This window comes from Rheinheimera sp., assembly GCF_036782235.1.
Lineage (GTDB): Bacteria > Pseudomonadota > Gammaproteobacteria > Enterobacterales > Alteromonadaceae > Pararheinheimera.
The window spans coordinates 344,473-369,227 of record NZ_DAIPZL010000003.1 but is presented as its reverse complement, the minus strand read 5'-3'; the positions used below and the strand labels follow the sequence as shown (position 1 = coordinate 369,227).

Sequence of the window (24,755 nt, the reverse complement as noted above, 5' to 3'; positions counted from 1 at the left end):
GCAGCCCTGGTCTCTTCAGCCAATGAAAGCGGATTAATATTTTGCTGCTTGATCAGCCGCCGGCAAAGTGGCCTGGATAAACTCTCGCAGGTCCTGATTGGACTGTTTTAAATCCTCATAGCGCAAATACATCATATGACCGCTGCGATAGCCTTTAAAACTCAGGCGGTTTTTCATTTTGCCGCTAGGGTCTAACTGCCACATGCTGTATTTGGCATCAAAATAGTTGGTAGCACCGTCATAATAACCGGACTGGATCATCACATGTAAAAACGGGTTTTGCGCCATCGCCTGACGTAAGTTCTCACCTGTGTTGTCGTCGCTGTTATCCCAAGGGCGTACCGGGCCAAACATATTGTATTTCACGTCGGTTTTGTAATTGAGCTCAGTGCGCAGGTAATGGTTAATGGCTGGCGTAAAAGAATGCAGCCAGGACGTCAGCTCCGCATTAAAATCCGGACTGTCACCGGCATCCCGCCGGTCTATACCAATATAACGTGAGTCTAACCGACCCACGGTTTGGCCACGATCGCGCAGCAGCTCTTTCCAGAAAAAGTCATTTGGAATATCCAGATTGTTCTGCAGAACCGCCTGCAAAGATAAACCGGCATATTGTGCCACCTGACGGGCGATCTGATCTTTTTCTTCAGCGCTGATAAAAGCACCTTTGGCCAGTGCTGGCAGGTACTGATTAATGGTGAAATCTTCAACCTTTGGCAGTAAATCCATTAAATCCAGCTGCTGCAGCTCAGGGCTGAGTTTTTTGTGATACCAGGCAGTGGCGGCAAAATAAGGTAAACGGTTGGCTACATCCACCGGGCCTTCCCGTTTAATGCCTATTTCAGTTGGGGACACCAGCACCACACCGTTTAAATACATCCACTGCATATTTTGCAGCGCCAGTGCCAGGCCAGACACCCTTGTAGTGCCGTAGCTTTCACCAATCAGATACTTAGGTGACTGCCAGCGCTCGTTGCGGGTGACAAAAGTATTGATCCACTCAGCCAGGTATTTGACGTCAGCATTGACACCAAAAAACATTTTGGCCTGCTCGTCTTTACTCATCATTTTGCCGTCTTTATCCGGCAATACTCTGGAATAAGCGGTGTTTACCGGATTCACAAACACAATGTCGGCGGTGTCCAGCACCGAATAAGGGTTTTGTTTGGTGCCATAAGGCTGCAGCGGATAACCTTCGCTGTCAACATTCAGCGCTTTCGGGCCAGTGTACGCAATCTGCATCCAGACCGAGGCTGAGCCAGGGCCGCCATTAAAGGAAATTAATAAAGGCCTTTTGCTTTTGTCCTTAATGTCGGTGCGCTGATAATAAGTGTAAAACACAGTGGCAACGGCTTGGCCTTCGTCATTCCACACCGGCTGGGTGCCTGTGGTGGCGCTGTAAGGAAAGGAGTTGTCGTTCACTGTGGTTTTATGTTGGGTCACCACCACTTCATCGGCGGCAATTTGCCGATCATTGCTAGCTGCACTGTCGCTTTTAGCCGTTGCCGGCAGCGCCAAAAACCAGCAAGCGCTTAATATTAAAAGTTTTGTTTTCATCTGAGTCCGGGATCTATCTCTGGTTTGTTATTCTCCCGGTGTAGCACCGGGCCCTAGGGTCATCAGATTGTTATTTAACTGAAGTTTTCCATCAACAACAAAAGAGTTGAGACTATCTGCTGCAAAACAGGTCAGATGGCGCTGTTTAACCTTTACTGCAACTGAGTTTGTCCTGGTATTTTTGTTCGCGGTACAAATAAGACGCCAGTTGTACCTCGGCCAGAGCGCGGTTTTTCTCATCAACAGTCACAGCGTCACTCACCAGCTCCAGCTTTTTACGGTTGGCATCATAACGGCCTTTAACGGCTTGCTGATAGGGTTTAAGCACCACCACTTTATCTTGCTCCAGCAAGGCAAAATATTGATCAAACTGCAATAAAGCGCGGCCAGGGCTTTGGCTGTCGCGGCTAAAATCACGCCCTGTCAGCGGATGACAAGCCGACACTCCGGCCAGCGACAATAAAGTGGGCGCCAAATCAATTTGACTGGCAAGTGGTTGAATGTGCTGTGGCTCTACTGCCCCACCTAAAATCAGCGCCGGAATACGGAATTTTTCCACCGGCACCAGGTTATTGCCGTACACCCTGTTGTCGTGATCGGCCACCACTAAAAACAACGTATCCTGCCAATAGTCAGATTGCTGCGCTGTTTTAAAAAACTGCCCCATGGCCCAGTCGGCATATTTCACCGCGTTATTGACCTGAGCTTTCGGCTGCTGATGCAGGCTAATACGGCCATCCGGAAACTCAAAAGGCTCATGATTGCTGGAGGTAAAAATCAGGCTGAAAAAGGGTTGGCCTTGCCGGTGTAATTGCTGCAGCTGTTGATGAGCTGCGTGGAACAAGTCTTCATCACTGGCGCCCCAACTGCCAACAAATTGTGGATTGTTAATTTTGGCAAAATCGACAATATCGCTAAAACCATTGCCGGTGAAAAAACTGCGCATATTGTCAAAATGGGCTTCACCACCATAAATAAACTGGGTGTGATACCCCTGTTTTTTTAAAATAGAAGCCAGGGTGCTGAAGTTATGCTGGCTGTTGGACAGTTTTACTGTGCTTTGCGCCGGTGTGGGTGCAAAACCGGCCACCACGGCTTCAATCCCCCGCACCGAGCGGGTGCCCGTGGCGTACATTTGCTCAAACCAGATCCCCTGATTTTTCAGTTGCTCAAGTTCAGGTGTTACAGCTTCCCCCCCCAATGATTTGACAAAAGTAGCGCCCATACTTTCTTGCAGCACTATCACGATATTCAAAGGTTTATCGCGGCTTGTTGTCGCCTGCTGCTGATGCAGGGTAGGAAGACTGGCATGGTTAAACTGCATTTGTTGATGCCAGGGCCAGCCAAGCGCATATTTGAGCATCTCATCTGTTGCTAATTGTCCGTAAATCGCACTGGAACTGGCTTCGTGACGCATGCTGTACAACGCATACAGTACCGAATAGGGCGAGCTTATCACCAGCGAATTGACCATAGCATCGCCAGTGATGGCGAACATGGCCGGGTTAGCCGGCCTGTGCTGGGTGGTAGAACGAATGGCGATAAACACCAGCAGCAACACCAAAGGCCAGCTGAACCACAAGGTTTTGTTACAGGCGCATCTAGTGCTGCTGAGACCCGCCCTTAAATAACGGTAACTGCCATAAAGCAGCACCGCTGTGGCACTGACCCCCAGCAACAAAGGCGCACGAAAGCCATACCACAGGGTGGAAAATACTTCTTTGGGGTATTTCAGATATTCAAGATAAAGCCGGTTTGGCCTGACATCATATTGCAGCAAAAAAGCCGGGGTGGAGAGTTCGACAAATAACAGCAGGCTGAGCATCAACATCAGCCACCACAAACTAAACCGCTGCCACAGCCCTTGCGATTGTCGTCTGGCGAGCACGGGGGCCAGCAAGATAGGCAGAATCAGCATCAAACCCAGCAAAATAAAGTCAGCGCGCAGCCCCTGCAGTAATAACCAGAACGGCGCGCCGCTTTGTTCAACTCTTGACCATTGCCAGATAAAAAGCGCCAGCCGGCTTAAAGATAAAAACCCCAGCGCCAGCAGCATAAAACGCAGATATAACCGATAGGGCCCGATAACACGCTGCCAGAACGACAACCTTGGGTAAGCGGCCGGTATAGCGGCAATGTCAGTTAAAGCAGCGGTAGCAGGCGCAGCTGCACCGGCAGATAACAACTCAGACACAAGAGCAACTCCGTTATTATTGTGTCTGCAGTCTCACCTGCTTTCCTTAACAATTTCTTAAGACTGGGTCTGCAACAGACCGATGTTAAAATTCATACTCCAGTGCAAAACGCAAGGTGTTATTCACGGTGGAAGCGTCAATGGCAAAAATCACCGCAAATTCCCATTTTAATTGTTCTAAACCACTGAATTTATGCACGCCCATCATCGAAGGGCCGGCACCTTTGTAATTTTCACCGGCATAAAATTCAATGGCAGGCTGTACAGCCGGCAACCAGCGATAGCGGTATTGCAGGCGAAATTCGGTTTCAAGCTCAGACTCTAAAGTCTGACCCCATTCGTATACCAATAAACCATTGAGCGTCAAGCTGGTCGGGCCAAACTCTTTTTCCATTAATAAACCGGTGGTGAATTCATAATTATCCGAGTTATTTTGCCTTTCCAGCTCAAACAGCATGCCCCAGTCGGCACTGTACTGGCCCTGCTCTGTTAACATCCAGCGTAGCTCCAGCTCATAACCACTGAGCTTGTAATCTTCCGGGCTTACCCTGTCAGCCATCACATAAAATTCCAGCGCCATCCGCTCGGCAATAGAAAAACCATAACCGAGCTTTTGCGCCATGGCATTATTGTCCGGATGTTCAGCCTGTTTCTGGTAGGCAAACCTGTATTCAAATTCACGCTCCAGCGGCTGCACATAAGGATGGTAGACTTTATCTACCACCCGGCCGTCGGCCCAAGCCGGCACGCTGCATAACAAAAACAGCAATCCCAGTCCCAGTCTCATTTTTCTACCTCCAGGCGGCGGCTTTGCCACAACAACAGCAAAAAAGCAGCGACAAAACCCACCAGTTGCATCAGGCCAGGCGTTGCTTCATAACCCAATAACGCATTAAAAAAGTGGCCATATTCCGATTCTTCAGACAACAACCATTCGCTGTTCCAAAGTTGTGGCCCGCTTGCGAGCCAATCAGTTTGCACCAGCAACATCACCGCCATGCTGATTTGCCGGGCTGCCAGCAGTGACAGACACAACTGTAAAAACACCCGCCAGCGCCCCGCCAGCTCCAGTTGCAACTGATACCAAAGCACTGCCACACTAAGGCCAATGCCAAGCCCCAGCGCTGCGCCCAGCAACAGCGCCGGGGAGGCAAACAGATTTTGCTGATAGACAAACAAAAACAGCACCAGGTTACTGCCGTTGACCCACAGCAAACTGGCCACCGCTAAACCGGCCAGCCTTGCTGACCAGTGTGGTTGTCCGGCAAAAGCCACACTCAGCAACAACAAAATAAAAGTCAGCAGATAACAGCAGATATACAAAAGCTCCAGGCCTGAGCCTGAGGCAAAATCAGAAATACGGCTAAACTGGCTGGCAATCAGCAACAACCCAAACACTGTTGCCCCCAGCAATACAGGTAATAAAAATTTGAGTCTGCTGCCCTGCCATACCAACAGCGTGCTTAACAGCAACAAGGCCGGCAGTAACTCCTGTAAAAACATCACCACAGTGTTAATCAGCACCGCTGCCCTCCTTTGCCTGTTGCTGCGCCTGCCATTGTGCTTTAGGGAGCACTATCAAGGTGCCGCGGGCACTATCCGGGTGATATTCACCGACAAAAGCATGTTCACCCGGCTCAAGCGGGCCGATAAACACCACCCCTTTGCTGTTGCCTAAAATCACTTTTTCCCGGTTGAGGCTAAAACTTTCAAATTCTTCCGGGGTGCTGTCCTGGTTATGGATCAGCAGTTTGACCTTTTCGCCCTCTGGCACATAAAGTGTGGTGGGACTAAACAGATGGTCTTTTAACTGCAGCTGCAATACCAAAAGTTCGGCATAAGCGGGAAAGCCGATTAGAGCGAGCAAATAAAGCCCGAATAGTTGAAGTTTGTGCACTAGGCTTTGACGCTCTGGCTTCACTGCGGTAATTCCACTGTTATTTTAAGTCCTGAAGCAAATCCCGATGGCCCAAGGGTTAAACTGCCAGCATGCAGCGCAACAATTTCTTTGACAATAGCCAACCCCAAACCCGAGCCAGGTTGACCGGACTGATGCCGGTCGCCACCCACCCGGTAAAAACGATCAAATACGCGCTGATATTCTTTTGGATCTATGCCAGGCCCCGAATCTTCCAGGGTCAGTTTTATCAACTTTTGCTCAGTCGCAAGCGTTAGCTTGATCTCACCATGGGCAGGAGTGTATTTAATGGCATTGCCAAGCAGATTCACCAGCATTAAGCGCAGTGCAAAAGTATCGGCCATCAGCGGCACATAAGATGCTCCACAGAGCTCCACTTGCTGGTTTTTTTGCAAAATTTGTGGATACAGCTCAGCGATGACTTCGCGGCATAAGGCCGCCAAATCCATGTTTTGCAGCTTGGCTTTAAAATGCTCCGGATTGGTTCTGTTGAGCAGCATAATTTGTTCGATGAGCTGACTCATACGCTGCACACCGTCCTGCAGCGCCGGCATTAAGCCTTGTGGATCGGCCACACCGGCCTGTTGCCACTGTGAAATGGCGTTGTGCAGATTCACCTGTAAGACACTGAGCGGTGTACGAAGCTCGTGCGCCACATCTGAGGCAAAACGTTTTTCCCTTGCAAAAGCATCACTGAGTTTGGCCAGCAGCTGATTGGTGGTGCCAAGCACCTGCGACAGCTCAGCCGGCACTTGCGAAAGCTGCACCGGCGTTAAATCGTCGGCCTTTTTGCCCGATAACTGCTCGGCAAATTTTAACAGCGGCGATAAACCTTTACTGACCGCCAGCCAAATCAGCAGCGCCTGTAGCGGTAAACTCAGTACCACAGGGTAAATAGACGCCAGCACTACTTCTTCCGCCAGTTGCTGACGCTGTTTGAGCGGCTGCGCCACTAATACAGTCAGGGGCACAGTTTGCGCAGCTGTAGTGGCCGCATCTGTGCTCTGCATACTGTCCGTACCCTGCATCCTATCAGTACTTTGCACACTCTGAGCGCTGACAGCTGCCGGCACCAGCTGCAGATAAGTGCGCCAGCGCTGACCGGAAAAGTTTTGTTCGCTGTAACCTTCAGGGGCCTGAATTTTCTGTGCTGGCGCATTGGCGGACCTGTATAACAAGGTGTTGCCACGCCAGATTTGCACCACGCTGCCAAGTTTGTCGTCAGCAAGCTCCGGGCCTGTGGCCACTTTGGTAAAAGATGGCAATAAACTGGCCGCCAGCATTTGTAAATCATCATCAAACAGCTGATCCGCCCTACTGATACTTTCACGATAACTATGCAGCGCCGCCATAAAACTGGTCAGCGTCAGCATTGCAATCAACATAGTCACCAGATAACGGCGGATAGAACTCATGCCGGACTCACGCTGTAACCCACACCACGCACCGTTTTAATAAAGTCTTTGGGCAGCTTTTTCCGAAGATTGGAGATATGCACTTCAAGGGCATTGCTGGCCACTTCTTCGCCCCAGGCATATAAACTGGCTTCGAGCTGCTCGCGGGTTTTAATGCGACCAGCCGACTCCATCAGTACCTTTAGCAGCATATATTCGCGTCTGGATAAACTGAGCACAGCACCATCCACCGCCACCTGATGTGCTGTGGCGTCAAGCTCAACATTCTGCAGACGAATAAGGTGCGAGCTGGCAGTGCCTAAACGCCTTTCTATCACTCTGAGGCGGGCAAAAAGCTCGGACATGGCAAAAGGTTTTACCAGATAGTCGTCCGCCCCTAAATCCAGACCGCGAATGCGGTCGTCAACGCCATCGCGCGCTGTGAGCACCAGCACCGGTAACTTGGCGTATTTTTGCCGGGTAATTTTTAATACATCCAGGCCGTCGATGTCGGGTAAACCCAAATCCAGTACCACGGCATCACAGTCCTGACTGCGGATAGAGGCCAGCGCCTGCTGGCCCAGTGACACCTGATTAACCGTAAAACCCTGTTCACGCAGCGCAAGTTGCAGACCCTGCGCCAAATCCATGTCATCTTCAACCAGCAATATCCGCATTGGCTTTACCCTACCACTTTTAATGTTTTAATTTTTTCGCGACTTTAGCCATCAGCATAGCAATTTCCTGCTGCCGCCCGGCATCGGCACTTTCGCGGCCCGGCCGTTTTGGGGCTTGTTTGGCCTGTTCAAGATAGCGCATTGCTGTGGAATAGTCGCGTTTATCTGCCAACAATTCTGCATAAAAGTAATTTGGATCAATACCTTGCGGGTTTATTGTTAAAGCTTTGGTTAAAAGCTCTGCCGCTTTTTTATCACTGCCAAAACCAATAGGCCAGCCTGGCACTTTAAAATACAACACGCCTAAGCTGGTGTAAGCCGAACCTTGCAGCGCATTGGCATCAAGCGCCAGGGCTTTTTCAAAATCGACTTTAGACTCCTCAGCCACACCTAAAGCACCAAGACCACCTTTGGCACCGGCCAGGCTGGATTTAATAATGCCACGCCAGATATAGGCTTCGGCTTTATCGGCATTGGCAGCCACCACCTGGTCGGCAGTGCCTACTAACTCGGTAAAAGCTTGTTCGCGCTTGTCTTCATCCAGCTGATAGTTAATGTCGGCCCAGCGCTGCTGCAAAGGCGCTATATCGCTCAGCACATCAGCCCAAAGTGCCGGGCTCCCGATAAAAGCAGCCGCCAGCAGCAATAGACTCAGACCTTGATTGAGCCCCTTGCTCAATCTGCCGCGTACTTTGTTCGCCTGACTATTGTTGGTTAAAGTCTTCATTTTTACCTCGTTGCCCAGCTACTGAGCCCTGTTAAAACCAGTTGAATACCAATTTTTTATTGAAAACTGTGGTTAAGTCCGGCCGCTGGCATACTTTTCAATCACAGCGAGTTTTTTCTGCAGTGCTTTGTCAACCAGCGCCGGAAAAATCGCATTTAGTCTGACAAAAAGTTGCTCAGGCCAGCCTAAAAAGCGCCGGCTTTGTGCTGTTTCCAGTTGTTGTAACAAGGCTTTGGCTACCAGCTCAGGGCTGTCCATCTGATTGCCCAGTTGTTGATTCATCGCTACAACAGCGGCACTGTTAATAGCAGTGTTGGTGGCTCTGGGTGCAAAATACAGCACCTTCACCCTGGTGGCGCCAAGCTCCCGCCGGAGCGCTTCGGTAAAACCCCGCAGGCCAAATTTGCTGGCACAATAGCCCGAATAGCCCGGATAACCTATGCTGCCAAAAGCAGAGCCGACATTGACAATAAAAGCGTCGTTTTGTTGTTTCAGCTGGGGCAATAACAACTGGCACAGCTGCATTGGTGCCAGCAGGTTCAGCTTGATTTGCGCTGCATAATCCTGCTCGGCACAAAGGGCAAACTGACTGATGCCGGCGTTGTTAATCAGGCCGTGCACAGCCCCCTGTTGCTGACAAAATTGCTGCAGTTTCTGCAGTGCCTGGATGTCTGTGACATCAGCGCTGAATACTCTGTGCTGGCCCGGCAGCTGCTGGCGCAGCCGCAGCAGCGCTTCACTGTCGCGGCTGACCAGGATCAGCCTGGCGCCCCTGGCCGCCAGTTCGGCCGCAATAGCGCGGCCAATACCGCCGGTGGCGCCTGTCAGTACTATGGTTTTATCCTGAATATTCATCTTCAAAGCTCCGCCGTTTCGGCTTGTGGCATTTTGCTGATGCCATGATTGGCGTCCAGACTGAAAAAGATGTCACCATAAAGCCGGTAAAAACGTTTGGCCGCGTGGATGATCAGCTGCTGCTCCTGCTCGTCGTCAATGTTGTCCATCAGGCCTTTGAAAAACTTAATGTGCTCCTGATCCAAAGCGCCGTGCGAGCTTAAATAACTAAAAGCTTTTTTCGGCAGTTGCAGCTTTTTTGCAATAACACCGGCAGCCTGGTCGGCCAGTGCTGTGGATGTGCCTTCCAGCACCAGCACCATGCCAAAAAAACATAAAGGGTGGATACGGCGCACTGAGTCGTAGGCATAAGCCACCATCATTTCGGTGGCAAAAGACGGCTTACTACCACGCACCTGTTCTTTGTCATAACCACAACGGGCAATGTCATTTAAAACCCATTCCTGATGGCCCAGCTCTTCTTCAATATATTCAGCCACAGCTTCACGCAGCCATTCTTTTGATTCTGGTAATAAAGCGCCCACCGACATTAACAGCGGAATGGTATGTTTAACGTGGTGATAGGCTTGCTGCAAAAAGGCAACGTAGTCATCAAGGGTGATGTCGCCATAAAAACAGCGGTGGATCACCGGGGCTGACAACAAGTAATCACGTTCTGCTGCAGTGGCTTCAATTAACTTCTGATGAAAACTCATAAACAACTCCTGATTTCAACAAGCAGCTGATGCTGCAGCAACTACATCGGATTGAACGCTGTCGGTGACAGCATCATTGGTATAAAGCGCGGCGATTTGTGCCTGATACAGTTCGGCAATTTGGGTACGTTTGGGTCTTTGATTGGCAGTTAAGGTGCCGCTCGCTTCGGACAAAGGCGCGCTGAGGCGGTAAAAACGCTGCACCCTGGCGTAATCAGGCAAACTTTGATTCACCTGTGCCAGCCAGTTTTTAATCTGGCTGTTGCTGATAGCTGACTCTTGGCAATACACCAGGGCGCTGCAATAAGGCCGGGCATCGCCGACCAGCACCGCCTGTTGCAACAAGCCATTTTTTAACAGTTCGGCTTCCACCCATTCCGGATTAATATTGCGACCCAGGCTTGAAATCAGCAGATTTTTTTTACGGCCTTGAATTTGCAGCCGGCCATCAGGCAGCATCACGGCCAAATCGCCGGTGGCTACCCAGCCTTGTGTTTCATCTGCAGCCGTTGCTTCTTGCCGTGTTTGTGGCTTTGCATCAGACTGAGCATTCAAGTCCGACAAATAGCCTAAAAACGGCGTTTTAACCCAGAGTTCGCCTGCAACAATTTTCACCTGCAAATGGGATAACGGCTTACCCACTGTGGCTAAATCTTCCAGGCTGGCCGTTGCAGCATTTACCTCTGATAAAGCAACCACAGAGCCACATTCACTTAAGCCATAACCCTGATACACCGGCAAACCGGCTTTGGCGGCCTGAGCCAGTAGTTGTGGCGCCACCACAGCGCCGCCCACTGCAATAAATAACAGGCTTGCCGGTGCCTGCCAGCCGTGCTGACAAGCCTGCACTAACAGCTGTAACAGCTCGGGCACTAAAATCAGTGTTTGTGGTTGGGTGCTGCTGATAAGGCCTAATAATTTTTTCGGCTCTGCCAGGCTGCTGCCATGAAAACCACGCTGGAATTCGTCGGTCAAAAGCACTTCACCACCAGCCAGCAAAGGTGCATAAATGCCGGCGATATTTTCCAGCAAGGTACTCAATGGTAATAAACACAAATGACGCGGCGCTTTGATGGAAATTCGCTCCACCAGACTTTGTGCCACCTGCAGCTGGGTCGCAGCCGATAAACACACCCCTTTGGGCGTACCGGTAGAGCCTGAGGTAAAGGTAATTTTCTGACAGTCTGGTGGTAACTGCAGAGCCTGGTCGGCCCGCTCGCACTGATAAGCATACAAATGATGGAAATTGCCCACCGGCCGGAACCCCTCCAGCTGAAGTGTATTGCTGCTGAAGATTAAATCAGGTTTAACCGCAGCCAGGATATGGTGCAGCTGCGCTTCACTTAAATAAGTGGGCAGTGGTACTAACAAGGTATTGCTATCGAGGCAGGCTAAATCCAGCAGCGCCCATTCCAGATTGCCCGGGCTTAACAACAGCACTCTTTTGGCAGAGAGTGCCTGCAATTGTTGTTGCCACTCATTCACTCTGGCCCTTAGCAGAGTCAGATCCAGACTTTCACCACTGATGGCGTCCGTTAGTTTTGCGGTGTGCGGGAAATTCAGTTTCACGCGCATCTGCCTTGGTTCACTGTTGTTGTCTGATCCACAGTTGCTGCGCTGGTTTTGGCGGCAGATTTTTGTTCAAGGCTCAGGCCTGTCACAGTGGCATGCAGAGAGGGCCAGTATTGGTGTGGTAACGCCAGTAATCTTGGGGAGCTGCTGATAAGCGCCATGGCCTGGGTTAAATCCAGCGCACAAACTTTAGGGTGACTTTGATAATAACTGCCCCAGCTCAGAGCACTGTCACCAAGGCGGCTGGCGTCGCCTTCAGCCAGAAACGTCAACTCCAGGCCATGACGCTGCAATAAATCCTGCACCTGAGCTGTGGCACAGCACACCAGCTGGCGATACCCCAGCTGATACAAGGCATAAGCCAGCACCACAAAGAGCAATAAAGTGTATTGACGGTTGGCGGAATACAGATTGCCAATTTCAACCAGGCTATCTCTGCTGCTGTGAATACCGGCCGAGCGCAGCACAGTGCAAATATCGGCATCCAGATACTGCTCAACAAACAAGGACTGATTCTGGCCACTGCGAATACCCAGCACCGCCTGCCACTGACCTTTGGCCTGCACCGCCAGTAAATCCGGCATAAAAGTCTGTACATCGGCACCATAAGCCTGGTGAAAACCACTGGCAATAAACTGCTGTAACGAATGACGCTGCGCCGCATCCTTGTTCAGTAACAAGAGTTGTGCCGCTTTATCACTCTGCAGACCAGCATCCATCGCTGCAGGCTCTGACTGCAGCTGTGGCGCAACCTGCCCCTGTTGAGCGCTAAACTCTGGTTTAAAATTGGGCTTCAACTCAGGACTAAACTGAAACTGCAGTGCCACCATCACCAACTCCTGCTCTAAGGCTATGGTCGCGATTCTGGCTGCTGATACTTAAAACAACCTTAAGTCGGAAAATTTGTCTGTTATTACCAAAGTGGCCCACTGAGCAGCGACGGCACTGCTTCAGATGTTGCTAATTTATTTGGTAAAACCGCAAGCTGGACGCTGCGGCCTTTCACAGATAAGTCATACTCAGCTGTAAGCAGTTACAGGCGGATTAGAGTTATGTCAGGGCAACAAAGCTGGCTCCCACCTTTTATGTTTTTTCTGTTGTTGTGTGTCACCCCCTTGAACGCTGACGGCAACAACACCGGCCGTTCTACAGAGCACAAGGAGCAGCAACAAAACGACGCTGATAGATTTGAACAGCTCAAATTGATGAGTAAATCCAGACCGCGTGAGGCCAACTCAGAGATAGACCAGTGGTTAACCACAGTACCCAAACATGACTTTGAATTACGCGAGCGGCTGATTACCACCAAAGCATTTAATCTGATGGTGTTGTCTGAAAATGATGCGTCAGCGCAGTTACTGGAAGCCTGGCTTCACGAAGTGCAGCAACAACATCCGGCCAGAACCACCAGAGCACTGGAAATTCTGGGTTATATCGCCATGCGCCGTGGTGACCATATCAAAGCCAGCAATTTACTGGCGCAAGCGGTACAACTCTCGACAGAGTACAATCAGCCGGAACGCCAGATCACCAGCCGTATTTATACCGCCATTCAGGCGGTACACACCGGACAAAACCAAACTGCACTGGAATTGTTCCAGGCTGCCCGCGCACTCAATGAGCAATATAAGTTTGATTATCTGAGAGTGAATATTCAAAACAACATCAGTAATTTGCGCATAGAAATGGGCCAATACCAGCAGGCTCTTACCGATTTAATGGCTGCACTTGACGATCCGGCCTACGAGGAAGCCGATTTAATTTATGTCAAAATGAGTCTGGCACGCTGTTATCTGGCGCTGAAACAACATGATACTGCCCAGCCATATGCTGAAGCTGCACTTTTGGGTTATCAGCAGCGGGAAGATCCCTATTATCAGAGTGTGGTGTTATTGATGCTGGCGGAAATCGCGCAGCATCAGCAAGATGTTCAGCTGGCACAGCGCCATCTTGACCAGGCCTTAACCCTGGCCACAGCGCAGCAGCTGAACCGGCAACTATCTGATGCTTATCTGTTAAAAAGCCAGCTGCTGCAACAACAGCAACAAGATGCACAAGCGCTGCAAGCCATGCAACAACATCTGCACTATTACAAGAAGTACCACAATGAAGAGGCTCAGCAGCAGTTGCTGCAATTGCAGAACCGGATAGAAAACTTAAGAAAACAGCAACAGATCAAAACCTTAGAGCAAGAGCTAACAGTCAGAAACCTCAAATCCAGCCATCAGCGCCGCACAGTCTGGTTAACTGGCAGCGCAGCTTTAGCCATTATTCTGCTGCTGTTATTCCTTGTCCGGCTGCAACAGAAAAAGCGCCAGCAATCCGAACTTTATTCCAAACAACTGGCCGCGTCTTATCAGCAGCTACAACTCACGCAACGGCATTTAATTGCTTCCGAAAAAATGGCTGCAACAGCGGGCATGGTGGCTGGTTTGGCGCATGAGTTGAACACCCCGCTTGGCATTCTGACCACAGCAGTAAGTTTATTGCAGGAAAAAACCACTGAATTTCAGCAAAAACTGGCTACAGGCCTGACGAAACAGGATTTGCAGCTTTATCTTGCCGACAGCAGCGAGGTTCAGCGTTTATCGGCACAAAACGTAGAACGTTGTGCCCGCCTGGTACAGCACTTTAAGCAACTGGCTGTACAGCGTAGTGACAATTACAGCAAATTTAACCTGCAGCAGTTGATCACCGATGTGATGGCATTATTGGCGTCCCGTTTTGACCGGCAGCGACTCAGCATCGATTACCAGCAGACAGAACTGATGTTGTATGCCGATGCACAGAGTTTTCAGCTGCTGCTGGTTGAACTGATTGATAACGCCATTTTGCACGCTTTTCCCGAAGGCAAAACCGGCCAGATCCGGCTTTGGATAAAATGCCTGCCTGAGCATTGGGAGCTGCATTACGAAGACAACGGCATGGGTTTTTCTGCCTCATCCCCGGACAAAGTGTTTGAACCTTTTTATACCACCAGCCGGCACAGCGGCCACACAGGTTTGGGTTTAAATCTGGTGTATAACCTGGTCACAGTGGCACTGGAAGGAGAAATTGAGGCTCTTGCCGTCAGTTCAGGTTTTGCCCTGGTGTGCCGTTTACCCAATCAGCTGCGAGCAGCTGCTGAGCCAGAAATGGCTCAACGCTCTTAAGCACAGCAACACTTAAGCACAGCAACACTTAAGCACAGCAGAGCTTAAGTTCGAGCGCCTTACGAAGCCCTGATACAAAAAAACCCGCACAAGGCGGGTTCTTTTTTGCACTAAAAACTAAACCGCTCTTACCAGCCAGTCAGTTCACGCAGTGCTTTACCGATATCTGCCAGAGAACGCACAGTTTTAACACCAGCGTCTTCCAGAGCACGGAATTTGTCATCAGCCGTACCTTTACCACCAGAGATGATGGCACCGGCGTGGCCCATGCGCTTACCAGCTGGTGCAGTTACACCGGCAATGTAAGACACAACAGGCTTAGTCACGTGGGCTTTGATGTAAGCAGCAGCTTCTTCTTCAGCAGTACCACCGATTTCACCGATCATGATGATGGCTTCAGTCTGTGGATCTTCCTGGAATAATTTCAGGATGTCGATGAAGTTAGAACCTGGGATCGGGTCACCACCGATACCAACACAAGTAGACTGACCAAAACCTTCGTCTGTGGTTTGTTTCACAGCTTCATAAGTCAGAGTACCTGAACGCGATACGATACCTACTTTACCTGGCTTATGGATATGGCCTGGCATGATACCGATTTTGCATTCGCCTGGTGTGATAACGCCAGGGCAGTTTGGACCAATCATACGTACACCTTTACGGTCAACGTATTCTTTGGCAAACAGCATATCGATAGTCGGGATACCTTCAGTGATACATACAATCAGCTCTAAACCAGCATCAGCGGCTTCGATGATTGCATCTTTACAGAATGGTGCCGGAACATAAATCACAGTGGCAGTTGCACCAGTGGCAGCAACAGCTTCTTTCACTGTGTTGAACACTGGTAAACCAATGTGCGTGGTGCCACCTTTACCTGGGCTTACACCACCAACCATTTTAGTGCCGTATTCCAGCGCCTGAGTGGAGTGGAAAGTACCCTGGCTACCAGTGAAACCCTGACAGATGACCTTAGTGTCTTTGTTGATGATAATAGACATTATTTGCCCTCCGCGGCTTTCACTACAGCTTTAGCAGCTTCTGATAATGAAGTGGCAGCGATGATGTTCAGGCCAGAACTTTGAAGCTTCTGGGCACCTAATTCAGCGTTGTTACCTTCTAAACGCACAACAACTGGTACGCTTACACCCACTTCTTCAACGGCACCGATAATACCTTCAGCGATCATGTCACAACGCACGATACCACCGAAGATATTCACGAATACTGCTTTCACGGCAGAATCAGACAGGATGATTTTGAATGCTTCGGTTACGCGCTCTTTGGTTGCGCCACCGCCAACGTCCAGGAAGTTTGCTGGCTGGCCACCGCTTAATTTCACGATGTCCATAGTACCCATAGCTAAACCGGCACCGTTTACCATACAACCGATGTTACCTTCTAAAGCAACATAGTTCAGTTCCCATTGGGCAGCACGGGCTTCACGCTCGTCTTCCTGTGATGGGTCATGGAAAGCGCGCAGTTTTGGCTGACGGTACAGTGCATTGCTGTCAGCAACCAGTTTGGCGTCTAAGCAGTGCAGGTTGCCCTGAGAAGTGATCACCAGCGGGTTTACTTCGATCAGTGCGATATCCAGGTCAACAAACATCTTGGCCAGGCCCAAGTAGATGTTAGTGAACTGTTTGATTTGCGTGGCGTTTAAGCCCAGCTTGAAGCCGATTTCACGCGCCTGGAACGGCTGAGCGCCTACCAGCGGGTCAATCGCCATCTTGATAATTTTTTCTGGTGTTTCTTCAGCGACTTTCTCGATGTCTACACCACCTTCAGTCGACGCCATAAATACAATGCGACGGCTTGAACGGTCTACCACGGCACCCAGATACAGCTCTTTTTCGATATCTGTACAGGTTTCAACCAGGATCTTGCTGACAGGCTGACCTTTTTCGTCAGTTTGGTACGTAACCAGATTTTTACCCAACCAATTTTGAGCAAAGTTACGGATTTCTTCTTTAGAAGAAACTAATTTCACACCGCCCGCTTTACCGCGACCACCAGCGTGAACCTGAGCTTTCACTACCCACTTGTTTCCACCAATACGATCTGCTGCTTCTGCTGCGGCCTGTGGAGTTTCTTCCGCATAACCTTCAGATACAGGTAAACCGTATTCGCGAAAAAGCTGTTTTGCCTGATATTCGTGCAAATTCATGGCTTCTTTCCGTTTTTCTATTGATTGTAGCCGCCCTTTCGGTGCGGCCTGACCCATTGGATAATGCCTTGTGGCTATATCCAGATGATTTAAAAGGCTGCTTTAACGCAGCCCTTCCGCTCTATTTTCCCGGTTGCAACTTCAGACCTGGCCAGAACTTTGTGTTGTCTGGCCGGGTTTTCAGTGGCTTAGGGTAATATCAGATATCCAACAAAATACGGGTTGGATCTTCTAATAATTCTTTCACTGTGACCAGGAAGCCCACAGATTCTTTACCGTCGATGATACGGTGATCATAAGACAGTGCTAAATACATCATTGGCAGGATTTCCATCTTGCCATCAACCACCATCACACGGTCCTGGATCTTATGCATACCCAGAATTGCCGATTGTGGCGGGTTGATAATTGGCGTTGACATCAGAGAGCCGAACACACCACCGTTGGTGATAGTGAAGTTACCGCCCATCAGGTCGTCCATCGCCAGTTTGCCGTCACGGCCTTTGATGGCTAAATCTTTGATAGCTTTTTCAATTTCAGCCAGATTCATTTTGTCGCAATCGCGCAGCACCGGGGTGACCAGACCACGTGGAGTTGACACTGCAATACTAACGTCGAAGAAGTTGTGATACACAATATCGTCGCCATCAATAGCAGCATTCACTTCAGGGTAACGTTTCAGCGCTTCGGTCACGGCTTTTACATAAAACGACATAAAACCTAAACGGATACCGTGTTTTTTCTCAAACACATCAGCGTATTGTTTACGCAGATCCATAATTGGCTTCATGTTCACTTCGTTAAAAGTGGTCAGCATGGCTGTAGAGTTTTTCGCTTCCAGCAGACGGTTAGCGATAGTTTTACGCAGACGTGTCATAGGCACACGTTTTTGTGAACGGTCACCAACCACAGCAACTGGTGCTGCAACGGCAGGGGCGGCTTTAGCAGCAGGAGCTGCCGGCGCGCCAGACAGGAATTTTTCCACGTCTTCTTTGGTCACTCGGCCGTTTTTGCCTGAACCCTGGATTTTGCTGGCATCTAAGCCTTTTTCAGCAATCATACGACGTACAGAAGGTGTTAACACTTCATCAGCGTCGCTGGCGGCAGCCGGGGCTGCAGCAACAGGAGCAGCGGCAGCAGCTGGGGCTGCAGCAGCAGTTGCGCCGGCGTTCAGATGACCAATCACCTGCTCGGCCAGCACAGTTGCACCTTCAGCGTGGATGATTTCGCCCATCACGCCATCAGCTTGTGCCACAACTTCTAAAACAACTTTGTCAGTTTCGATATCAACCAGAACCTGGTCGCGGCTGACGGTTTCACCTGTTTTTACATGCCAGGTAGCGATAGTTGCATCAGCAACAGATTCGGGTAGTACTGGGACTTTAATTTCCACTTTGTCACCTTTTTACAGATTGGTCTGCGTTTGTGTTCAGTCTTACAAAGCCAAAGCCAGTGTCGTTATACCCGTCATCCTTGAAGTTGCAGGGGTGTTGCCTTCACTCGCTCGCCCCACTCACATAGACAACTATGCTCCTGGGGTCTCACTCACTCGGCGCCTACCTGCGACTTCAATGATTTTGGGTATAAACCCACACTGACCATAAAAAATCGTTAAATACCCAACATCCTCGACGATGATGGGTACTTAGGTTTTGTCTGTTTACGCCAGCGTCAGCGCGGCATTAACTAACGCCTGCTGCTGCTTGTTGTGTACCGATAAATAACCAACAGCTGGTGATGATGAAGCATCACGACCGGCATAAGTTAATCTGGCGCCATTTGGAATAGCGGCCCAGAAATTATGCTGACTGCAGTACCAGGCACCCTGGTTTTGTGGTTCTTCCTGACACCAGACAAAATCGGTCACGTGCTGATATTGCGCCAGTACTTTGGCCATTTCTTCCTGCGGGAACGGATACAACTGCTCCACACGTACAATAGCAATATTGTTCAGGCCACGTTTACGGCGCTCTTCCAGCAGGTCGAAATACACTTTACCGCTACAGAACACCACACGTTTCACGTCTTTGGCGTTGATATCATCAATCTCACCAATGACGTTGTGGAACTGACCTGACGCCAGCTCTTCCAAAGTTGATGTGGCCAGCGGATGACGCAGCAGGGACTTAGGTGACATCACAATCAGCGGACGGCGCATTGGGCGTACCATCTGACGACGGATCATGTTAAACACCTGAGCTGGCGTGGTCGGCACCACCACCTGCATATTGTGATCAGCACAAAGTTGCAGGAAACGCTCTAAACGGGCTGACGAGTGTTCCGGGCCCTGACCTTCATAACCGTGCGGCAGTAACAGTGTCAGACCACAGAGACGGCCCCACTTTTGTTCGCCTGAACTTAAGAACTGGTCGATCACCACCTGAGCACCGTTGGCGAAGTCACCAAACTGGCCTTCCCAAATCACTAAAGCACGTGGTTCAGCTGTGGCGTAACCATATTCAAAAGCAAGTACGGCTTCTTCTGACAATGCAGAATCGTATACCTGGAACGGACCTTGTGTCGGGCTTAAATGTTCCAGTGGTGTATAAGTACTGGCGTCGTTTTGGTTGTGTAATACCGCATGACGGTGGAAGAAAGTACCCCGGCCAGAATCCTGACCCACAATACGGATACGGGCACCTGAACCGACAGTGGCAGCGTATGCCAGAATCTCAGCAAAACCCCAGTCGATTTTTTTCTCGCCTTTGAGCATTAAAGCGCGGTCTTCATACACTTTGCCAACCTGACGTTGTAATGTATGTTCAGCCGGTACCTGAATGGCTTTTTCACCCAGCGCCACTAAATCGGCAACATTCATGCTGGCGTCGTAAGCTGTGGTCCAGTCGTGACCTAAGAATGGAGTCCAGTCTACAGCCACTTCGCTCATTGGACGCCACTCTTCAACCACACAGTCACCTTTGTCCAGCGCGTTGCGGTAGTCGTCAACCATGGCCTGAACTTCGACAGCGGTAAATAAACCGGCTTTGATCAGCTTGTCAGCATAAATTTCACGGGGTGTCGGGTGTTTTTTGATTTTTTGGTACATCAGCGGCTGCGTTGCATTCGGCTCGTCCGCTTCGTTGTGACCGTTACGACGGTAACACACCAGATCAATCACCACATCACGTTTAAAGGTGTTGCGATAATCAACCGCCAGCTGGGCAACAAACACCACAGCTTCCGGGTCATCACCATTCACATGGAAAATTGGCGCCTGCACCATTTTAGCGATGTCAGTACAATATTCGGTAGAACGGGTGTCTTCCGGGTTTGACGTGGTGAAACCCACCTGGTTGTTGATCACCAGACGGATAGAACCACCTACCTTAAAGGCACGGGTCTGAGAGATGTTAAAGGTTTCAGCAACCACACCCTGACCAGCAAAAGCAGAGTCACCGTGAATGGTAATTGGCAGCGCCAGTGAACCGTCGGTACAACCACGACGATCCAGACGGGCACGCACTGAGCCCATCACCACAGGGTTCACAATTTCCAGGTGAGACGGGTTAAAGGCCAAAGCTAAATGCACATCACCACCTTTGGTGGCAAAGTCAGACGAAAAACCCATATGGTATTTTACGTCACCGGCACCAACGACTTCGTATTTACCGGCAAACTCATCAAACAGCTTGCTTGGGTTTTTACCTAAGACGTTGACTAAGGTATTCAGGCGACCGCGGTGCGCCATACCGATAATACAGTCTTTTGCGCCCTGCTCACCGGCACGGTGGATCATCGCTTTGATCATCGGCACCATAGCGTCGCCGCCTTCCAGACCAAAACGTTTGGCGCCCGGGAATTTGGCCGATAAATAACGCTCTAAACCGTCCGCAGCAACCAGACCTTTTAAAATCTGGGCTTTGGTCGCTTTGTCATAATTCGGGGTAGAACGCACTGACTCTAAACGTTGTTGGATCCAACGTTTTTCATCAGTGGACACAATATGCATATATTCAGCACCGATAGAACCGCAATAAGTGGTCTCCAGCGCTTTCACCAGTTCACCGAGTTTCATCGTTTCAGTGCCGGCTACAAAAGAGCCCACATTAAACTCGGTGTCAAAATCATCCTGGCTTAAATCATGGAAAGATAATTCTAAATCGCGCACCCGTGGACGTTTCCACAGCTCCAGCGGATCCAGTTTGGCATGTTGGTGGCCACGGAAACGGAAAGCATTAATCAGTTGCAGAACCTTTACCTGACGGCTATCACCGCCACCTGTTGCCACCACCACTTCACGGTGTTTATTTTTGGCAAGTTCAGCAAACTGCTGACGGATCTCGGAATGCCGGGATTCCAGTTCTACACCATCAATTTTTGGTAATTTTGCGAAGAACTCGCGCCATTCATCACCAACACTGGTAGGTTCAGCTAAGTAGGATTCATAGAGTTCATCTACATAGGCCATGTTGCCACCGCCAAGATGAGAAGACTCCAACCACGCCTTCATTACACCTTCGTGCATTTACTTTCCCTTATCTCGAAGCACCTGGAAAAAAGTAGCAAAAAAATAGCCATGGAACAGGTTTGATGGCTATTTTTTCCTGGTTGGCGGTCACTGACCCAGCTGGCCGCCGTTCATTGTGTTACATCAGCTGTCAGAAAAGGGGCGCTTTACAGCGCCCGGTTTAATAACATCGATTTGATTTGACCAATGGCTTTGGTCGGGTTTAACCCTTTTGGACATACGTTGACACAGTTCATAATACCGTGGCAGCGGAATACGCTGAATGCGTCGTCCAAATCGTTTAACCGTTGTTCTGTGGCAGTGTCACGGCTATCCGCCAGGAAGCGGTAAGCATGTAACAAACCAGCCGGGCCGATGAACTTGTCAGGGTTCCACCAGAATGATGGGCAAGACGTTGAACAGCAGGCACACAGAATACATTCGTATAAACCGTCAAGCTTGGCGCGCTCTTCCGGTGATTGCAGATATTCACCGGCAGGTGGTAAATCGTCATTGATCAAATATGGTTTTACTTTCTCGTACTGAGTGTAAAACTGAGACATATCAACCACTAAGTCACGCACAACAGGTAAACCTGGCAGCGGACGGATCACCAGCTTACCACCTTTACCTTTGCCTAACGCAGACAATGGTGTGATACAAGCCAGACCGTTTTTACCGTTCATGTTCAGACCATCTGAACCACAAACACCTTCACGGCAGCTGCGACGGAAAGATAAGGTTGGGTCTTGCTCTTTTAATTTCAACAGTGCATCTAACACCATCATGTCGCGGCCTTCCGGATTATCCAGCACATAGTCCTGCATCCGTGGCGCATTATCGACATCAGGGTTGTAACGGTAGATAGAGAATTCTAACTTCGTCATTCTGTATCCCTCTTAGTAAGTACGGGCTTTAGGTGGGAAAGCCGGACGGAACTTAGGTTCCATATTCACTTTCCGCTTAAACATAGACTCAGTGTCCGGTGAGTAGACGCTATGGCATAACCAGTTGTCGTCATCACGGTCCGGGAAGTCAAAGCGAGCGTGGGCGCCACGGCTCTCAGTTCTGTAGTTGGCAGCAACTGCAGTTGAGAATGCGGTTTCCATCAGGTTGTCCAGCTCCAGACACTCGATACGCTGGGTATTAAACTCAGCACTCTTGTCGTCCAGACGGGCATATTTCAGCCGCTCACGGATCACTTTTAACTGCTCTAAGCCTTCAGCCATTGCCTTACCTTCACGGAATACCGAGAAGTTCAGTTGCATACATTGCTGTAAGTCTTTTTTGATTTGCGCCGGATCTTCACCCTGGCCTGCTTTGCTATCTTCCCAACGTTGAGTACGGGCTAAAGCAGCTTGCAGATCGGAGTCAGAAGCGTCGCGGTATTCAGAAGTTGCAGCCAGTGCTTCACCCAGGTGTAAACCTGTAGCGCGACCGAATACAACTAAGTCTAATAAGGAGTTACCACCTAAGCGGTTCGCACCGTGTACAGATACACAAGCAATTTCACCACAGGCAAATAAACCTGGTACTACAGCCTCAGAGCCATCCGGTTTTGGATGAATCACCTGACCATGTACGTTGGTCGGAATACCACCCATCATGTAGTGACAGGTTGGGATCACCGGAATTGGCTCTTTTACCGGGTCAACGTGAGCGAAAGTACGGGACAACTCACAAATACCAGGTAAACGGCTTTCTAAAACTTCTTCACCTAAGTGGTCCAGTTTCAGTTTGATATGCGGGCCCCATGGACCATCACAACCACGGCCTTCACGGATTTCCGTCATCATAGAACGGGCAACCACGTCGCGGCCTGCCAGGTCTTTGGCGTTTGGTGCATAACGCTCCATAAAACGCTCGCCGTCTTTATTCAGCAGGTAACCACCTTCACCACGACAGCCTTCAGTCACCAGTACACCGGCACCGGCAATACCTGTCGGGTGGAATTGCCACATTTCCATATCCTGCAGCGGCACACCGGCACGCAGCGCCATACCTACACCGTCACCGGTGTTAATGTGCGCGTTGGTGGTTGACGCAAAAATACGGCCGGCACCACCAGTCGCTAAAACAACTGCGCGGGATTTAAAATAAACGATTTCGCCACTTTCGATGTCAATGGCAGTACAACCTACCACTGCGCCATCCTGGTTTTTCACCAGATCCAGGGCATACCACTCAGAAAACACCTGAGTTTTGTTTTTTACGTTTTGCTGATACAGCAGGTGTAATAAAGCGTGACCGGTACGGTCAGCAGCTGCTGCAGTACGGGCGGCTTGTTCACCACCAAAATTCTTGGACTGACCACCAAAAGGACGCTGATATACACGGCCATTCTCAAAACGGGAGAAAGGTAAACCCATGTTTTCCAGTTCAGTAATGGCTTCAGGGCCAGTTTTACACATATATTCAATAGCGTCCTGGTCACCGATATAGTCGGAACCTTTGACGGTATCAAACATGTGCCATTCCCAGTTGTCCGGGTGAGAGTTACCTAATGCAACAGTAATACCACCTTGCGCAGATACAGTGTGAGAACGGGTTGGGAATACTTTAGATAACAGAGCACAGGTTAAACCTGATTCAGTAATTTGCAGAGCAGCGCGCATACCTGCACCACCTGCGCCAATTACCACGGCATCAAATTCGCGAACTGGAATATTCAATTAAGCACCCCACATAACAAACAGGCCAACAGCGACATAACCAAAAGCGATGGTGTACAGCACAAATTGCAGCACAGCACGTAATGTCGATGATTTTACGTAGTCAGTCAGTACCTGCCACAGACCAATTTTGGTGTGAACAGCGATACAAACCAGCGCCAGTAAAGTAAAGGCTTTTACCAGAACATTAGAAAACAAGGCTTTCCAGCCTTCATAGGTAATTTCCGGGGTGCAAAGGAAATAACCAAGGATAAACAGGGTGTACAGCGTTAAAATGACTGCTGTAGCGCGCAATGACACATAATCTTGTACGCCATCACGTTTTAACGATGCTTGATTCAGAACCATAACCAGACTCCAGCTAATACGGCCAATACAACCCACAGGGCTAAAGCAACTTTAGCGCTGAGTTTGCCCGACTCTAATTCTTCCCAATGGCCCATATCCATGATCAGGTGGCGCACGCCGCCGACCAGGTGATAAATCAGCACTGTGATGGTACCCCAGGCAATGAACTTGGCGATAAAAGAAGTCATGACTTCTTTAACCAGTGCAAAACCCTCGGCAGAAGACAGAGATACAGCCCAAGCCCAGATCACGAAAATCAGCGCAAAAAACATTGCGACGCCGGTTACACGATGCAGGATGGATGCAGTTGCCGTTACCGGCATGGATATAGTGGTTAGATCAAGATTTACAGGTCTTTGCTTTTTCACAGTTTCTTGCCT

General features: G+C 49.8%; 21 protein-coding genes. 1 reads left to right on the top strand and 20 read right to left on the bottom strand.

What is annotated here, in order from left to right; translation table 11 throughout:
- Positions 1 to 33: 33 nt before the first annotated feature.
- The 12 genes from V7P87_RS05690 to V7P87_RS05635 all read right to left on the bottom strand — a co-directional run bounded on the left by V7P87_RS05690 (position 34) and on the right by V7P87_RS05635 (position 12,419).
- Positions 34 to 1,557: a S10 family peptidase gene (locus V7P87_RS05690; protein ID WP_333796560.1), complete on the bottom strand. Its 1,524-nt coding sequence runs from the start codon at positions 1,555 to 1,557 to the stop codon at positions 34 to 36.
- A gap of 145 nt (positions 1,558 to 1,702) precedes the next feature.
- Positions 1,703 to 3,751, bottom strand: a complete 2,049-nt coding sequence (locus V7P87_RS05685) for an LTA synthase family protein (RefSeq protein WP_333796559.1) — start codon at positions 3,749 to 3,751, stop codon at positions 1,703 to 1,705.
- A gap of 85 nt (positions 3,752 to 3,836) precedes the next feature.
- Entirely contained in the window at positions 3,837 to 4,538 is a 702-nt protein-coding gene (locus V7P87_RS05680; RefSeq protein ID WP_333796558.1) for a hypothetical protein, read from the bottom strand.
- A complete protein-coding gene (locus tag V7P87_RS05675; RefSeq protein WP_333796557.1) occupies positions 4,535 to 5,275 on the bottom strand; it encodes a hypothetical protein in 741 nt (246 codons plus the stop codon). Before V7P87_RS05675 ends, V7P87_RS05680 begins: the two co-directional genes overlap by 4 nt.
- Entirely contained in the window at positions 5,265 to 5,618 is a 354-nt protein-coding gene (locus V7P87_RS05670; RefSeq protein ID WP_333796556.1) for a cupredoxin domain-containing protein, read from the bottom strand. The genes V7P87_RS05675 and V7P87_RS05670 overlap by 11 nt, the downstream gene beginning before the upstream one ends.
- Positions 5,619 to 5,668: 50 nt before the next feature.
- Complete coding sequence (locus tag V7P87_RS05665; protein ID WP_333796555.1) at positions 5,669 to 7,084, bottom strand: sensor histidine kinase; 1,416 nt, start codon at positions 7,082 to 7,084, stop codon at positions 5,669 to 5,671.
- On the bottom strand, positions 7,081 to 7,740 hold the full coding sequence (locus V7P87_RS05660; protein WP_260656834.1) for a response regulator: 660 nt from the start codon (positions 7,738 to 7,740) through the stop codon (positions 7,081 to 7,083). The genes V7P87_RS05665 and V7P87_RS05660 overlap by 4 nt, the downstream gene beginning before the upstream one ends.
- Before the next feature lie 19 nt (positions 7,741 to 7,759).
- A complete protein-coding gene (locus tag V7P87_RS05655; protein WP_333796554.1) occupies positions 7,760 to 8,467 on the bottom strand; it encodes a hypothetical protein in 708 nt (235 codons plus the stop codon).
- Between the two features lie 72 nt (positions 8,468 to 8,539).
- On the bottom strand, positions 8,540 to 9,322 hold the full coding sequence (locus V7P87_RS05650; protein ID WP_333796553.1) for an SDR family oxidoreductase: 783 nt from the start codon (positions 9,320 to 9,322) through the stop codon (positions 8,540 to 8,542).
- A gap of 2 nt (positions 9,323 to 9,324) precedes the next feature.
- Positions 9,325 to 10,017 (bottom strand): TenA family transcriptional regulator, encoded by a 693-nt coding sequence (locus V7P87_RS05645; protein ID WP_333796552.1) that lies wholly within the window; start codon positions 10,015 to 10,017, stop codon positions 9,325 to 9,327.
- Positions 10,018 to 10,032: 15 nt separating this feature from the next.
- Positions 10,033 to 11,592 carry an AMP-binding protein gene (locus V7P87_RS05640; protein WP_333796551.1) on the bottom strand — a complete coding sequence of 520 codons (1,560 nt, stop codon included), beginning with the start codon at positions 11,590 to 11,592 and terminating at the stop codon, positions 10,033 to 10,035.
- Positions 11,583 to 12,419 (bottom strand): thermostable hemolysin, encoded by an 837-nt coding sequence (locus tag V7P87_RS05635; RefSeq protein WP_333796550.1) that lies wholly within the window; start codon positions 12,417 to 12,419, stop codon positions 11,583 to 11,585. Before V7P87_RS05635 ends, V7P87_RS05640 begins: the two co-directional genes overlap by 10 nt.
- A gap of 222 nt (positions 12,420 to 12,641) precedes the next feature.
- Between V7P87_RS05635 and V7P87_RS05630 the strand changes: the two genes are divergently transcribed.
- The gene (locus V7P87_RS05630) at positions 12,642 to 14,741 is read left to right on the top strand and encodes an ATP-binding protein (protein ID WP_333796549.1); all 2,100 of its coding nucleotides are present in this window, start codon (positions 12,642 to 12,644) and stop codon (positions 14,739 to 14,741) included.
- Positions 14,742 to 14,869: 128 nt separating this feature from the next.
- Here the strand turns inward: V7P87_RS05630 and sucD are convergent, their stop codons facing one another.
- The 8 genes from sucD to sdhC all read right to left on the bottom strand — a co-directional run bounded on the left by sucD (position 14,870) and on the right by sdhC (position 24,743).
- A complete protein-coding gene (sucD, locus tag V7P87_RS05625; RefSeq protein WP_031570684.1) occupies positions 14,870 to 15,742 on the bottom strand; it encodes a succinate--CoA ligase subunit alpha in 873 nt (290 codons plus the stop codon).
- Positions 15,742 to 16,908, bottom strand: coding sequence for an ADP-forming succinate--CoA ligase subunit beta (sucC, locus tag V7P87_RS05620; RefSeq protein ID WP_260656862.1), 1,167 nt, complete (start codon positions 16,906 to 16,908; stop codon positions 15,742 to 15,744). The genes sucD and sucC overlap by 1 nt, the downstream gene beginning before the upstream one ends.
- Before the next feature lie 199 nt (positions 16,909 to 17,107).
- On the bottom strand, positions 17,108 to 18,301 hold the full coding sequence (odhB, locus tag V7P87_RS05615; protein WP_333796548.1) for a 2-oxoglutarate dehydrogenase complex dihydrolipoyllysine-residue succinyltransferase: 1,194 nt from the start codon (positions 18,299 to 18,301) through the stop codon (positions 17,108 to 17,110).
- Positions 18,302 to 18,568: 267 nt separating this feature from the next.
- Positions 18,569 to 21,373, bottom strand: a complete 2,805-nt coding sequence (locus V7P87_RS05610; protein WP_333796547.1) for a 2-oxoglutarate dehydrogenase E1 component — start codon at positions 21,371 to 21,373, stop codon at positions 18,569 to 18,571.
- A 149-nt stretch (positions 21,374 to 21,522) separates the two neighbouring features.
- On the bottom strand, positions 21,523 to 22,242 hold the full coding sequence (locus tag V7P87_RS05605; RefSeq protein WP_296299546.1) for a succinate dehydrogenase iron-sulfur subunit: 720 nt from the start codon (positions 22,240 to 22,242) through the stop codon (positions 21,523 to 21,525).
- Positions 22,243 to 22,254: 12 nt separating this feature from the next.
- Positions 22,255 to 24,027, bottom strand: a complete 1,773-nt coding sequence (gene sdhA, locus V7P87_RS05600) for a succinate dehydrogenase flavoprotein subunit (protein WP_260656824.1) — start codon at positions 24,025 to 24,027, stop codon at positions 22,255 to 22,257.
- On the bottom strand, positions 24,028 to 24,375 hold the full coding sequence (gene sdhD / locus V7P87_RS05595) for a succinate dehydrogenase, hydrophobic membrane anchor protein (RefSeq protein ID WP_333796546.1): 348 nt from the start codon (positions 24,373 to 24,375) through the stop codon (positions 24,028 to 24,030).
- On the bottom strand, positions 24,366 to 24,743 hold the full coding sequence (gene sdhC, locus V7P87_RS05590; RefSeq protein WP_296299544.1) for a succinate dehydrogenase, cytochrome b556 subunit: 378 nt from the start codon (positions 24,741 to 24,743) through the stop codon (positions 24,366 to 24,368). Before sdhC ends, sdhD begins: the two co-directional genes overlap by 10 nt.
- Positions 24,744 to 24,755 lie beyond the last annotated feature (12 nt).